Source organism: Hymenobacter nivis (assembly GCF_003149515.1).
GTDB classification, from domain to species: Bacteria; Bacteroidota; Bacteroidia; order Cytophagales; family Hymenobacteraceae; genus Hymenobacter; species Hymenobacter nivis.
Window position 1 is genome coordinate 757513 of record NZ_CP029145.1, and the last position, 13903, is coordinate 771415.

Genomic DNA, 13903 nt, shown 5'->3' on the forward strand with positions numbered 1-13903 from the left:
TAAACGTGATGATGGCGGAACACACCGCCGTTCCAGGGTCGTACATTTGTTGCATATTAGTAAACAATAACGCGCTTTCCAATGGCTTCTTTGCAGCTCGTAGTTTTCGACATGGCCGGCACCACCGTCCGCGACCAGCACGAGGTGGAAGCCTGCTTCGCGCAGGCCGCCGCCGCCACCGGCCTGCGCGCCACCGCCGCCCGCATCCTGGCCGCCCAGGGCCAGGCCAAGCGCTTCGTATTTGAGGCGCTGTGGCGCGAGCAGCTGGGGGGGGGCGTGCGCCTGTCCGTGCTGGAGGCCCAGGTCGATGAGTCGTACCACGCGTTTCGTCGCATCCTGGAGGCCTACTACCGCACGGCCGCGGTGGTGCCCACGGCGGGCTGCCTGGAGCTGCTGGCGTTTCTGCGGGGCCGGGGTGTGCGGGTGGCCCTCACCACGGGCTTCTACCGCGCCGTGACGGACCTGCTCTTGCACCGCCTGGGCTGGGACGCGGGCCTGGATACCCAGTACCGCGGCACTGCGCACTCGTTCATCGACTTGTCCGTGGCCAGCGACGAGGTGGCCGCGGGCCGCCCCGCGCCGCTCATGATCCAAAAAGCCATGCAGGTGTTCGGCATTACTGATCCGCAAAGCGTATACAACGTGGGCGATACGCCCTCAGACCTCGAATCGGGCCGGCGCGCCGGGTGCGCCCGCAGCCTGGGTGTTGTCAACGGCACCCATACCCGCCAGCAGCTGGCCGCCTGCCCCAACGATGGCCTATTTGCCTCGCTCGCCGAGCTACACCAGCACCTGCAAGCCGAGTTGGTGCCGGCTTAGGGGCCTAGCCAAATAGGGCCTGTTATGCTGAACGCAGTGAAGCATTTTATCAATAAAGCTAATTCGGAAGTGTGTGTTAAGTTACTGCCCGTAGGCGAGGCGTAAATTTGGCTATGGATTACCTGAGTTTGCGCGAGCGGCCCCGCCAGTTTCTGGCCCTAACCAGCTTGCGAGCGGCGGAGTTTGACGACTTGCTGACCGACTTTGCCCCGGCCTGGGAGCGCCACCACCGCTACCACACCCTGGAAGGAACCCAACGGGCGTTCCCCGCCCACCGCGAGCGGGCCAACGCCGTGCTGGCGGGCAGCGATATAAAGCTCTTTTTTCTGCTCACCTACCTCAAAAGCAACGCCTTGCAAGAGCACCAGGCCGCCAGCTTTGGCATTTCGCAAGCGCGCGTCAGCCACTTGGCTACCGCCCTGCTGGGCGTGCTCAACCAGGTGCTGGCCCGGCGCGGGCTGCTGCCCGTGCGCGACGGCGGCGAGTTGGCTCAGCGCCTGGCTAACCACCCGGAGCCGGTCTTTGCCTACGACGGGGTCGAGCGGGGCGTACCACGTAACACGGACCGGGAGGCCCAGGCCGAGGAGTACAGCGCCAAAAAAAAGCGCACCGCGTAAAAAACATGACCTTATGCGATTCCACGCAGTACGTGCATTTTCTCTCGGCTACGGAAAGCGGGCGAGCGCACGACAAAAAACTGGCCGACGAGTACGCGCTGCACCTACCGGCGGGCTGCGTGTTACGGCAGGATTTGGGCTTGCTGGGCCACGCCCCGACCGGGGTCGTGGTGGAGATGCCCCACAAGAAGCCGCCGAAGCGGGAGTTGACGTTTGCCCAAAAGCTGTATAACCAGTTGCTGAGTCCGTTGCGCGTCGTTATCGAACACGCGCACAGCGGTATCAAGCGCCTGCACATGGTGCAGGGCACTATCCGCTTGCGCGGCGAATGGGTGCGCGATACGGTCATGGTCGTGGCCTGTGGGCTGCACAACCTGCGCGTGCGCAGCCCGCACCGCGCCTATCGCGCACCTGTCCACGCGAAACTCGCTAACTACGCCGAATAAGCTTTAATATAGAACAAGTCGTTCAGCGGTGCTAAGTAGTCGCGCAAAAGTAACCGTAGCAAAAAAGGCGGTCATGCTGAGCGCAGTCGAAGCATCTCTACCGCAACAGTAATTACTTACTTACGAGGTAGAGATGCTTCGACTGCGCTCAGCATGACGTTCAATTCAATACGCTTACTTATGCGTGAGTACTTAAGATCCTTCGCTGCGTTCAGCATGACAAATTCTCATTCAGATAGCCGCTTAGTCGGTGCCGCCGGGGGCGGGCGGGCCGGGCGGCATCAGCCAGGCGTTGGCGGTGTTGTGGGCGCCTTCGAGCACGATTTTATAGAAGGCGGCCGGGTAGGTGGCGCGGCCCACGGCCAGGCGCTGCCGGCCCAGCGGCACGGTGCCGAGCAAAGTGTACTCGTCCGCGCCGCCGGTTTTGGCGCGGTTGGTGGCCGTGGCCCACACCTTTAGCGGCTCTGCTGGGCCCCCCAGGGCTGCCCAGCTGATGCGCAGGCTGTCGGGGCCGGCCCGCACTTGCGGCGCGGCCACCGACACGGGCCCCAGCAGGGGTACCCCGTCGAGCTCGCGCTGGGCGGCCACGGGCAGCGGTACTTGCAGGAACCGGGCAATGGTAGGCAGAATATCCACGATGGCCACCGGCTGCTGGCGGGCGGCGGCATTCACGTCTTTTGCACTGAGCACCAGCCAGGTGGTGCGCTCGCGCGCCGACTGCCCGCCGTGGTTGCGGCCGGTGGTGGCGTCGCGGCCGTGGTCGGTGGTGAGCACCAGCAGCCAGTCTTCGCGGAAGTGCTGGCGGCGGTAGACGAGGGCAGCCTGGAGCTGGCCGATTTGCGCGTCGAGGTAGCCTACGGCGGCGCGTAGCTCGTCACCGTCGCCGTGGCGGTGGCCCACGTCGTCGGTGTGCTCCAGGTACACCCACGAGAGGTCGGGGCCCTGGGCGCGCAGGCACTGCGCGGCTTCGGCCACCACGCGGTCGTCGATGGCGCGGGTGTAGCGGCTGGCCTTGTCGTGCCGAAAGGCCGTGGTGTCCAGCTCGTAGCCATCGGCTTTGTAGTCGAAACGCAGGTTGCCGGCCGTTGGTAGGCCCTCGCCCACGAGCTTGGTGCGGTTGTCGGTCCAGGTCGAGAAAATGGCGATCTTGCGGGCCGGCTGGGCTTCTTTTACCAGGCGAAAAATGGTGGGGTAATTGTAGTTGGGGGCCGCGATGGCGTTGTCCCACACGTTGTGCTTGTAGCCCCAGGTGCCGGTGAGCAGGTCGTTGTAGCCGGGCGCGGAGATGGTGGGCGTTTCGGTGTAGGTGCCCGCCGCACCGCCCACGTGGGCCCGCAAATAGGTGCCGCCCGCAATAATCTTCTTGATATGTGGTGCCGGCGCGGCTTCCAGCACGTCGGCCGGAATGCCGTCGGCAATAACGAACACCACCTTGCGGGCGGGTGTCTGCGCCGGGGCCATCCAGTGGGGCCCCATCAGGCCCATCAGCAACAGGCAAAAGGTTTTCATGCGGCGCGAAGGAAGTGGGAGCGAGGGGAAGGGTTGGTGGAGCTCTGCCCCCGGCGGGGCCCCAGCGGGTATTCTTATTCGCCGGTGGTTACGTTGCCGTCGTTGCGCCAACTGGGGGCCAAGGCGTGGCCGGTGAGCGGGGCCTCGGGGCGGCGGCCCAGCTTTTTGCCCGGCGCTCTGCGGCCCAGCACCGCCTCGATGGACTTGCCCGTGGCGGGCGTGGGGGCGTAGGGTACGCCCAACAGCTGAGCTAGGGTGGCGGCCACCTGGTTTTGGTAGAGCTGGCCGCTGCGGGCCTCGCCGGTGGCGGGCGTATCGGGGCCCAGGGCGGCGAACCAGATCTGGTCGGCCCCGGCCACGTCGGCCCCGTGGGTTTGCCACTGGGTGCCGGCCACGCCGCGGCCGTGGTCGGTGGTGATGAGCAGGGTGGTTTTGCCCCGGTACTGCGGGTCGCTTTGCAGGTAGGCCCAGAGCTGGCGCAGGAAATCGTCGGTGTAGCGGGCCGCGTGCAGGTAGGCCCCGTACTCGCCGCCGTGGGCAAAGTCGTCGGTATCGCCGAAGCCGATGTAGAGTACCCGGGGCTTTTTGCGCTTGAGGTAGGCCAGGGCGTACTGGTCGGTGAAGGCGTCGAGCCGCTCTTCGCCGAAGGGGCTGGGCGTGGCGGGCAGCAGCTCGTTCAGTACCAGCTCCTGGGGCGAGAGGCCGGGGCCCGGGGCGGGCCGCATCCCGGCGTTCACGGGCAGGCCGCTGCGCTTCTCGTTGAGGATGTACGGAAACGCTTCCCACGAGCCGAACACCGCTACCTTGCCCTTAAAAGTTGGCTGTTGGTTGAGTATTTCCAGCACCGAGGCGTTGGGGTTGTCCAGCGGATCGTTGCTGCGGATGCGGGCGTCGTCGGGGGCCCCAGTCAGGATTTCGTTGTAGCCGGGGTATGAGAAGCGCATTTTGTTGGTCACATCCACCAGGCTGCCCGCGGTGCGGTTGCCGTAGAGCTGGCCCTGCTTGGCCACGGTGCCCCACAAAAAGGGCATCAGGGCCTGGCGGCGCTGCTCGGGGAGGCCCTGGCCGAAGTCCTTTTGCAGGGCCTTGCGGTCGGCGTAGTAGTATTTGCTCTGGCGAAACAGCGCCGAGTCGGCCCCGCCGAACACCTCCTGCCAGCGCATGCCGTCGAGGGTGACGAGTACCACGTTTTCGGTGCGGGGCTTGGCGGCTTGCGCGTGGGCCCCCGGGGCGAGGCCGCCGGCCAGGGCCGCGAGGAAGAGGAAACGGAAGGGGCGCATGGATGCGGGGGAAGGGGTTTTTAAAAATGAACGACGGTTGGCCAACCACTGGCGGGTTTGGCAGGGTATTTTTCAGTTTTAAAAAAATACCCTGCCCGTTGCGTAGCCTATTTTTCTGTTTGTAAAAAATAAGCTACCGAACCCACTGGTCATTTATTTCAGCACGTACATCACGCCGTTGATGTCGTCGTTGCTGCCGTACTGGCTGGCCAGCGCGGCCTGGTAGTTTGCGGTATTGGCCGTGCGCTCCGAGGCGGGGTACTTGAAGCGCGCCGCGATGCGGCCGCCGTTGCCGGTGCCGGGGCCCGTGGTGAAGGCGGGGATGCCCGTGCGGCGGTAGTTGTAGTAGGCCTCCAGGCCCGCGTGACGGAACAGGGCGAGGTACTTCTGCTGCAAAATCTGGGTCAGGCCGGTGCCACCGCTGGCATACTGCACACTGGGCTGGGCGTAGTAGGTGGCGTAGCTGATGGGGATGGTGTAGGTGTCGTAGTTGGCCCCGCTGGTCACGTCCGTCGAGCCAGGACGGTAGAAGGACGCCACGTAGGGGCCCTCCGTGGGCAGGCCGTAGAACGCCATTGAGGCCTGAATGCCAGCCGTGTAGTACGGCTCGGCGTTGCCCCCCGCCAGCCAGCCGCGGTTGATGCCCTCGGCAATGTTCAGGGCCAGCTCGGGGTAGCCAATCTGAATGGCCGGCTCGCCGGTGAGGGTCGAGAAGTAGCGCTTGCGGTTCAGAAACGAGTACTGCTGCAAGCCGGCGTTCACATACATCACGCCCAGGTCGAGGCCGGCGTCGGCCCCCACGAACGATGAAAAGGCGGTCGGGCTCTGCTTCTTGTTGTCCACCAAGTCGCGGGCGGGCTCGCAGGTGGCAAACACGCGCGGGTCCTGCAAGCTGGTGAGCAGGCCCACATAGGTGGCGGCCATGTTTTTGCGCGAGCCGTCCTGGCCGAAGTTGCGGTTGTTGTTGGGGTAGAAGTTGTTGGTGGCCGCCACCGCCACGTACTGCATGTTGTCGGCCGCGCTGGTCATGAGCGGGTACTTGGTGGGGCTGCTTACGATGGCCGCAAACTGCCCCGCGACGTTGAGGTCGGCATCGCCGTTCTTTTTGCTTAGCGCCAGCAGCAAACGCACGCGCAGGGTGTTCACCACTTTCTGCCACCTGGTGAGGTCGCCGCCGAAATAGATGTCGCCGCTGATGGTGGTGGTGCCGCCGGCGATGAGTGTGGTCAGGTCGGCGTTAGCGCTTTCCAGCCACTTGAAGGACTGCACAAATACCGCCTTTTGTGGGTCGTACACGGGCGTCAGGCCATCAAGGCCCAGCAGGGCCTGGCTCTGCGGCAGGTCGCCCATTTCCAGGCTCATGCGGGTGTAGAAGTAGGCCCGGAAGAAGTTGCCCATCGCCTCGTACGGGTTCATGGCGGGCGAGCCGGCGGCCAGGGCCTGCTGTTCCATCAGGCCCACGTTTTTGAGGGTGGTGTAGTACACGGTGCCGCTGCCGAAGTCGTAGCGGTTGTTGCCGTAGTAGTCGTAGTTGTTGAGGTAATATTGGTTCCAGGCCTCGTATTGGCCGTTGGGGGCTTCGTAGGCGTCGTTGAGAATGCCGGTGAAGAGCAGCGCGGCCGGCACGCTGTTAGGTTTGTTCTCGTTGAGGGTCAGCTCGTCGAGCGTTTTGTTGCAGCTGGTGGTGGCCAGGGCGAGGCCTACGAGCAAGCCACCGGTTTTGAAGATATTTTTCATCCTGTTGGGGCGGTAGCCGTTAGAAAGTAGCGTTCAGGTTCAGGCCGTAGCTGCGCACGGTGGGCGACTGCAAGCCCGTCACACTGATGGCCGAGTTGTACTGGTCCAGGTCCACGTCCTTGAAGCGCTTGTCGCCGTAGAAATAGAGCAGGTTGCGGCCGATGAGCGACACCGACACCCGCTGGATAAACGAGTTGGCCAGCAGCGTGCGGGGCAGGTCGTAGCTAATGGTCACTTCGCGCAGCTTGGCATAGGTCTTACTCATCAGGTTGGATTCCTGCACGCCGTAGTACCGGCTCACGTAGTCCTGCACGAAGGCCACCTGTGTGTTGGGCGCGTACTGCAAGGCCTCGGGGTTGAGGATGGCACCCGTCTGCGAGTCGTAGTTAATCTTGCCGCCGTTGGCGATAACGACCCCCTCGCCCACGAACGCGCCCTTGTAGCCGGCCGCGCCGTAGTTCTGCCAGTCCTGGTAGCGGGCCGCGCCCAGGGCCCCTTCGGCCGTGAGGGCGTTGCGGCCGCCGCGCATGGTTTTGTTGAACATGTAGTCCGTCGTGACGCCGCCCACGGCCCCGTCGAACTGGAAGCCCAGGCTCAGCGACTTGTAGTGGAACTTGTTGTAGATGCTCCATTGGTAGTCGTTGTTAAGGTTGCCCAGGTACTGCGCCACAGGGTTGGTGAGGGGCTTGCCGGCCGCGTCGTTCACCACTTGCCCGTCGGGGGTGCGCACGAAAGCCGTACCGTAGAACTTATCGGTGCGGTCGCCCACGCCGTAGAACGTCTGGTACAGGCTCTGGCCCGCCGGCAGCTCGCTGTATACCTGCTTGTAGGTCGACCAGTTCACGAGCACGTCCCAGCCGAAGCCGTTGGCGTTCTGCACCGGGCTGCCCGTGAGGCTCAGCTCGTAGCCGGTTTTCTTGGTTTTCAGGGCGTTGATGTACTCGGTGGTGTAGCCCGTGGCCGACGAGAGCGGGTTGGGCAGAATCTGGGGCCCGTCGATGTACTGGAAAGCGGTGGCGCTCAGGCCCAGGCGGTTTTGCAGAAACTTCACGTCCAGCCCTTCCTCGTAGTTCACGCGGGTGCTGGTTTTGAGCGCGGGCGCAAACAGGCTGTTGGTGCCATAGCCGGCCGCCTGGTTGTTGTAGGGCTTGCTGGTGGAGTAAAACGACTGGAGCGAGTAGTCTGGTCCGTTGTAGGGCGAAGCGTAGGTATTGCCGTAGCCGAGCGGGTTGGTAAAGAGTGAGTTGCCCGTGCTGCCCCCGAAGGCCGTGATGGAGTTGAACGGGGCCGGCCCGATGGTGGGCGCCGTGGCGTCGGTGCGGATACTGGCGAAAGAGCCGCGCAGCTTCAAAAAGGAAATGGCGCGGGGCACGGCCACGTAGTCCGATACCACCGTGGCCAGCGACAGGCTCGGGTAGTAGTAGGTGGTCGGCGTCTGGAAAGCCGACGAGCGGTCGATGCGGCCCGTGGTAGAAAGGGTAGCGAAGCGGCCCAGCGAGGCATCGAGCGAGTAGTAGGCGCTCAGCACCCGCATCTGCGAGTTGAAGCTCGTGCTCTGCACCGGGTTTTGCGAGTTGCTGAAGGCGTACACTTCCGGCACGTTCAGGTAGTCGGTCGAGGTCCAGTTCGAGTTGTAGGTGAAATTGCGCACGTTGCCGCCCACCAGGCCCGAGAGGTTCAGGAATTTCTGGGGCCCCAGGTCGTAGTTGAAGTTCAGGAAGCCTTCCGCGTTGTGGTCAAACAGGTTGCGGCGGTCTTCGCGGTAGTCGCCCTGGTTGCCCTCGCGGCCGTAGGGGTGGGCCGAAAACGGCATCTTCTCGGTGCGCAGCAGGTTGTAGGTGCTGATTTGGGTGCGCAGGGTGGCGCTCAGGTGCCCGTCAATCTTGTAGTTGCCGGTGAGGTAGCCGTAGGTGTCGTTCTTGTAATGGCCGCGGGTCCACTTCTCCACCATCAGCCAGGGGTTGTGGTAGCGCTGGTACTCGGCAAACACCGATTGCGTGCCCACCTTGCCCGGCTGCCAAATGCCCCGGATGTCGGGCGCGTTCACGTCCCAGTCGGCTCCGGTCCACACCACCGAACTGTAAATGAGGCTGTTGGGCCCGTAGTCCACGTCCGGGAAGTTGTCCGTAAATTGGCGGTTGAAGTTCAGGTTGGCCTCAATCTTAAAGCGCGGGCTCGGGTTGAACGCGCCGTACATGTTGAAGTTGACGATGTTGACGCCGTTGTTGGGAATGTAGCTGTTTTGCTTCTGCTGCGACACCGAGAAGCGCGTGGTGTAGGTGTCGCCGTTGGCACTGAGCGCGACGTTGTTGTTGGTCTGGAAGCCCGTGCGCAGGAAGTGCTGGAGGTTGTTGGCCCCGCGCGCCAGCCAGGGCGTGCCCTGGCGCACGCCGTTCACCACGGGCGAGTCGTACTGCGGAATCAGCTGGCCGTTGAAGTAGGGGCCCCACACGTCGTAGTCGCCGTCCACGCCGCCGGGCGCGCCGCCCTTGCCGTCCACGAATTTATAAAACGTGTTCTCGCCCGGTCCGTACGAATCCTGCACGCGCGGAAACGCCAGGAAACCCGACTGGATGACGTTGCTGCTGTTGAGCTCCACCGTGAAGCCCTTCTTGTTTTTGCTGCCCTTTTTGGTAGTGATGAGGATGGCCCCGTTCTGGGCGCGGTTGCCGTAGAGGGCGGCCGCGGCTGGGCCTTTCAGCACGGTGTAGGTCTCGATGTCGTCGGGGCTGATGTTCCAGGTATCGGTATCAATCGGGAAGCCATCCACTACGTACAGCGACAGCAGGTTGCCCCGGATGGACACGTTGGGCGCCCGCAGCAGTTCGGCCGAGGGGCCCACCGAAAGGCCGGCCACCTTGCCCACGAGGCCAGTGATGGGGTTGGGGTCGCGGGCCCGCACCAGGTCCTCGCCGTTCACTTGCTGCACCGCATAGCCGATTTTGCGCGTTTCCTTGCTCACGCCCAGGGCCGTCACCACTACTTCGGCGAGCTGCTTGTTGTCGGTGGCTAGGGCAATGGCGAAGGTTTTCTGGTTGCCGACGGGTACTTCCCTTGAAGTCGTGCCCACGGAGCTGAACGTCAGCACCTCACCGGGGCCGGCGTTCAGCACAAACCGGCCGTCGGCGTCGGTGCTCGTGCCGCGGGTGGTGCCTTTCACCAGCACGCTCACGCCCGGCAGGGGCTGCTGTTGGTCGTCGCTCACCACGCCGCTCACCACGCCGCTCACGGGGGTGCCGGGGCCTTGCGCCCGCAGTAGTTGCGGCGCCAGTCCCAGCCCCAAGACCAGCAGCAGCACCTGAAACATTCTGTAAAAGCTTCGCATAGACAATGAGAGAGTTGGTGAATTGGTGAATGAATGAGTCGGTTATTCGGTGAAGGGGGGAGTCGGTGAATGAGTGAGTGGGTGAGTTGAGGCTAATTCACGCACTCACCGACTGGCTAAGTGCCTCAGAGCCATGCGTTTGAAATGGTCAAGGGAGCCCACGGGGTAGTGTTCTTCTTTGGCCTGGTCGTCCCATCCCCGTAGGCGGATGATGGTGGCGGCGTCGGGGTGTTGCTCGAACGCGGCGGCTTCGGCGGCGCCCATCGGACCGCCCTGGAAGGCCAGCGTGGCCTGGCTGGCCGGCGAGAGCCGGCGTAGGTACGCGGGGTGTTTGTGGGTGAGGTAGCGTTTGGCCAGCACGTGGCTTTCGACCAGCGTGGCCAGGCGTTCGGAGAAGCCCCGGGCCCGTAGGTACTCGGCCCCCAGCCGTTCGTGGTCCACGGCGCCGAAGCCGTCCATCGCGGCGGTATCGGCCGTATTGGCGCACAGGTGCCCCAGGTCGTGGAAGAAGGCGGCCAGCACTACCTCCTCTCCGTAGCCGGCGGCTTCGGCCAGTGCGGCGGCCTGCCACATGTGTTCGAGTTGCGACACCGGCTCGCCGATGTAATCGGCGTGGCCGTGGGCCTCGTACAGCGCAAAAATAGCCTCCACGGTTGCCTGGGGGGTGTCGGGGATATGGGGTAGCATCTTGTGGCCGGGGTTGGAAGTGCGCAAGCCTGGTTTGTTTTTCGGGCGGGCGGGGTTCGGCGCTGCGTGCGTCGTGTGGCCAGCGGCCGCGCCGCCCGGGCCCTGGCGGCCAATAGGAGTACCGGCCAGGCCGGGGGGAGGGCCATTGAGCAGCGCCGGAGCTGCCCTGTGTTTAGCGTAGCGCGGCCTGATGATTAAAAGCAGTACCTGCCGCTGGTGTCCAAAATATTATTGGCAAAGGTCCAAGCTGCCCGGCCGCGGTAGGTCGCCGATTAGTCATCAAATCGTTAACTAATTATGACCCGGACTTTCCTATGGGTAAACACTGGTGCCCTGACCTCCCCACCGGATTGCGCGCATCAAGCGGCTTGGGCCGGGGGTGGGGTTACCTGTTGGGCCGCCACTACAAGTCCCGGCCGCCGCTCCTGGGTGCGGTAGAACACCAGCGCCGCCCCCGCCGTGGCCGCGGCCACGGCGGCCAGCGCCACCCAGGCCGCGGCCCAGCCCTGCCGCTCGGCCAGGGCTCCGGTGAGCCACAGGGCCCCGGTGCCGCCGGCGTAGCCCACGGCGTCGAGCAGGCCCGCCGCGGTGGCCGCCCCCTGCCGGCCGCCGGCGTCGAGGGCCATGGCCCCCGACAAAAACGAGTAGGGCCCCAGCAGCAGCAGGCCCACCAGCGACGTGAGCACTAAGGGCAGGGCGGGGCCGCTGGCCGGCTGCGTCATCAGGGCCAGTACGGGCACCAGGCCCACGCAGGCCCCCAAAATGAGTGCCCCGCGTTGCCCCCTCAGCCAGGCATCGGAGAGGTAGCCGGCCCCCAGGATGGAGGCCATGCCGCACACCGAGTACAGCGCGCTCCACTGCGACGCCGCGCCCTCCGAGAGGTGTGCGGCCTCCACTAGGTAGGTGGGCACCCAGAAGCTGAACGCCTCGCGCAACGCCGTGAGCCCGAACGACATCGCCAGCATCAGCAAGAAGGCCGGGCTGTGGAAGTAGGGCCCCAGCAAGTGGCCCAGCGATGCGGGCCGGTCGGTCGTGGGGCCCGTTCCTTTCTCCGCGAAGAGGCTGTTGGGGTTGGTGGGCGGGGCGGCCAGGCCCACGCTTTCGGGCGCGTCCTTTAGGCTGAACGCGCAGCCCAGCGCCACCGCGGCCAGCACGCCCGCCGCCGTCATGAAAAGCCCCCGCCAGCCCAGCCCCTGCACCAGCAGCTGCCCCAGCACTAGCTTGGCCACCACGTCGCCAAATAGATAGCTCAGGCTTAGCAGGCCCATCACGCGGCCGTAGGACCTGTATGAAAACCAGTTGGCCGCGGTTTTTACCAGCCCGGCCCAGCCCATGGACTGCACCAGTCGGTTGGCGGCCCAGGCCGCAAAAAACACCGCCACGCCCTGCCCCAGCCCAAACGCTACTGTAGCCGCCACGGCCCCCGCCATGCCCAGCAGGAAAATCTTTTTGCCCCCCAAAAAGTCGCCCAGTACGCCGTTTAGCACCTTGCCGGCGGCGTAGAACAGTACGCCTACCGAGGCAATCTGGCCCAGCACTTCTTTATTCAGGCCCCGGCCGCCAAACTCGCGGATGAGCAGCGGCGCGGCAATGGCCAGGTTGGAGCGGCACACATAGTAGGCGCTGTAGCCCATAAACAGGCTCAGACCAGTGCGCAGCTGCCAGCGTTTCAGCTCCGAAGACGGGGCTGAGCGGACGGGCACGGGGGTGGGCAATTTGCTCAATTAGTCAGGGTATTTTTCGAATGCAAAGTTGCGTCTTTGGCGGCCCTGGCACGTTGCGGAAGTGTTAACAAATTGTCTGCGTTTGTTGAATAGAGGGAAAGTATCCAATCCGGCTTCTGGCCCGGGGCCATGATAATTATCAGGTTCGGGCCTGATGAACGTCATGGCCGTCGGGGCCCCCCGCCAGCACTTTTGCACTGGTTCCCCCGGGCGGACTTGCCCGGGGCCCGGTTCCGAGTCCACTTACCTTTTCGTTTCTCCCATGTCCCCTTCCAAGCAAACCCTAGCCGATCAACTCGCGGCAGCGGCGGCCCTCCACTTGGGTCCCGGTGCCGGGGGGCGCTCGTCCAAAGCCGTGGCCAAAACGCTGCGCCACTTGGCCAAGCAGCTGCACAAGGCCGCCCGCCGCGCCGAGCGGCCCAGCGCCAGGCAGGTGCGCAAGGCCCTGGCCGGCCAGCTCACCGCCGCGCTGGCGCCGTTCCTGCGCCCGGAAATCCCCGCCGGCGGTGCCATTGCGGAAGCCGTTGACAGCACCGTGAAGCGCCTGGCTACCCAGCTGGTCAAGCTGCACCGCAAGCAAGACAAAGCTCTGGCCAAGCAGGCCCGCCGGTCCGTGCCCGCCCCGGTTTCCGCGCCCGTCCCGGTTCCCGTGCCCGCAGCAGTCCGGCCGGTTCCGCCGCGTCCGGCCGTCAAGCGTCCCGCGTCCAAGGTGGTTCCGGCCCACCTCATCAAGCCCAAAGCCAATGGCGTGGTGGATCTGTCCGTCCTGGGGAAATAAGCCGGGGCCCCGGCCAGTCGGCTACGTGCCCAAGCCCTGCCCCAGTGGACTTGTCCTTGCCTACTCTACCCTACTAAAATTCGGGGCATAAAAACGGGGCGGTCCGACCTTTGAGGTTTTCTACGCCGAAAAAGCCCGTCCTGCCCCGTGAAGCAAGGCGTCATGGCCAAAATTACAACGGTTTTACAGCACCTGCCCGTGGTGCGCAACCTGGCCCATCAAAAGTTTGGCAGCCAGTTTATTATTGCATTGGTAAGAAGCTGCAACGGGCAATTTTGTAAAGTGGCGCAGCACCTCAACGATGCCGTTAAACCAGCCTCGAACGAAACCCGGGTTCAGGATTTCTTCCGCGAGACGGACCTGCACTCCCTGGTGCTGGCGCAGTCAGTGCTGGGCCTGCTGCCGGCGCGGGGCAAGTTGCGCCTGTGCCTGTGCCTGGACCGCATGGAAGGGGACTTCGGCCAGGGTCAGGTCAATGCCCTGCTCCTTGCCGTGGGTCAGGGCGCGTTTCAGGTGCTGCGCTACTGGGAACTGCTCGACCATCGCCGCGGCAATTCCAACGCCGCCCAGCGCATCGCCGTGCGTCAGGTCTGCGTGCGGGTGCTGGGCAAAGACCGCATCGGCGGGGCGCTGGGCGACCGCGAATTCGTGGATCATTCCTGGTTTAAGTAGCTAAAAGTCAATGGGTTGGTTGGTTGACATGCGGTTGCCCCGCCACCACCTGCTGCCCTGTTCGAGTGGGCGCCGGCAAGCCATTGCCGACCTGGGCCTGGCCGTCGGCCAGGTCCGGCGCGTGGCCCATTGCCAGGTGGACGGCGTCTGGGGACAGGCGTGGGTCAAAGCGCTGGTCGACGGGAATTTTCTCTTTCGCTTCGGCAACGTGGGCGGGGCTTACCTGGGGCAGCGCTAAGCGAAGCGGTGGACGATTGAGCAGTATTTTCAGAACCTCAAAGGCGGGGGCTCCAACTGGGAAGCCAGCCC

At 64.4% G+C, this 13903-nt stretch carries 12 protein-coding genes; 6 read left to right on the forward strand and 6 right to left on the reverse strand.

Going from position 1 to position 13903, the window contains the following annotated elements:
• The first annotated feature begins 81 nt into the window (after nucleotides 1-81).
• From DDQ68_RS03165 to DDQ68_RS03175, 3 genes are all read left to right on the forward strand, one after another.
• The gene (locus DDQ68_RS03165) at nucleotides 82-819 is read left to right on the forward strand and encodes an HAD family hydrolase (protein WP_109654763.1); all 738 of its coding nucleotides are present in this window, start codon (nucleotides 82-84) and stop codon (nucleotides 817-819) included.
• 113 nt (nucleotides 820-932) lie between these two features.
• Nucleotides 933-1436, forward strand: coding sequence for a transposase family protein (locus DDQ68_RS03170; protein WP_109654768.1), 504 nt, complete (start codon nucleotides 933-935; stop codon nucleotides 1434-1436).
• A 5-nt stretch (nucleotides 1437-1441) separates the two neighbouring features.
• Nucleotides 1442-1882: a transposase family protein gene (locus DDQ68_RS03175; RefSeq protein ID WP_109654769.1), complete on the forward strand. Its 441-nt coding sequence runs from the start codon at nucleotides 1442-1444 to the stop codon at nucleotides 1880-1882.
• A gap of 243 nt (nucleotides 1883-2125) precedes the next feature.
• On the opposite strand, the gene DDQ68_RS03180 is transcribed toward DDQ68_RS03175, so the two are convergent.
• The 6 genes from DDQ68_RS03180 to DDQ68_RS03205 form a co-directional block, all read right to left on the reverse strand.
• On the reverse strand, nucleotides 2126-3391 hold the full coding sequence (locus DDQ68_RS03180) for an alkaline phosphatase family protein (protein ID WP_109654771.1): 1266 nt from the start codon (nucleotides 3389-3391) through the stop codon (nucleotides 2126-2128).
• A gap of 74 nt (nucleotides 3392-3465) precedes the next feature.
• On the reverse strand, nucleotides 3466-4671 hold the full coding sequence (locus DDQ68_RS03185; RefSeq protein WP_109654773.1) for an alkaline phosphatase family protein: 1206 nt from the start codon (nucleotides 4669-4671) through the stop codon (nucleotides 3466-3468).
• 153 nt (nucleotides 4672-4824) lie between these two features.
• The gene (locus tag DDQ68_RS03190; RefSeq protein ID WP_109654775.1) at nucleotides 4825-6408 is read right to left on the reverse strand and encodes a SusD/RagB family nutrient-binding outer membrane lipoprotein; all 1584 of its coding nucleotides are present in this window, start codon (nucleotides 6406-6408) and stop codon (nucleotides 4825-4827) included.
• A gap of 19 nt (nucleotides 6409-6427) precedes the next feature.
• Nucleotides 6428-9733, reverse strand: a complete 3306-nt coding sequence (locus DDQ68_RS03195) for a SusC/RagA family TonB-linked outer membrane protein (protein WP_109654777.1) — start codon at nucleotides 9731-9733, stop codon at nucleotides 6428-6430.
• A 105-nt stretch (nucleotides 9734-9838) separates the two neighbouring features.
• Nucleotides 9839-10420: a phosphonate degradation HD-domain oxygenase gene (locus tag DDQ68_RS03200; RefSeq protein ID WP_109654779.1), complete on the reverse strand. Its 582-nt coding sequence runs from the start codon at nucleotides 10418-10420 to the stop codon at nucleotides 9839-9841.
• A gap of 359 nt (nucleotides 10421-10779) precedes the next feature.
• Nucleotides 10780-12123, reverse strand: coding sequence for an MFS transporter (locus DDQ68_RS03205; protein WP_162549779.1), 1344 nt, complete (start codon nucleotides 12121-12123; stop codon nucleotides 10780-10782).
• Nucleotides 12124-12406: 283 nt separating this feature from the next.
• Here DDQ68_RS03205 and DDQ68_RS03210 point away from each other — a divergent pair, with 283 nt between their 5' ends.
• The 3 genes from DDQ68_RS03210 (at nucleotide 12407) to DDQ68_RS03220 (ending at nucleotide 13832) form a co-directional block, all read left to right on the forward strand.
• On the forward strand, nucleotides 12407-12922 hold the full coding sequence (locus DDQ68_RS03210) for a hypothetical protein (RefSeq protein WP_109654783.1): 516 nt from the start codon (nucleotides 12407-12409) through the stop codon (nucleotides 12920-12922).
• A 147-nt stretch (nucleotides 12923-13069) separates the two neighbouring features.
• Entirely contained in the window at nucleotides 13070-13594 is a 525-nt protein-coding gene (locus tag DDQ68_RS03215) for a hypothetical protein (RefSeq protein ID WP_109654785.1), read from the forward strand.
• Nucleotides 13595-13622: 28 nt separating this feature from the next.
• On the forward strand, nucleotides 13623-13832 hold the full coding sequence (locus tag DDQ68_RS03220) for a hypothetical protein (protein WP_109654786.1): 210 nt from the start codon (nucleotides 13623-13625) through the stop codon (nucleotides 13830-13832).
• Nucleotides 13833-13903: the final 71 nt, after the last annotated feature.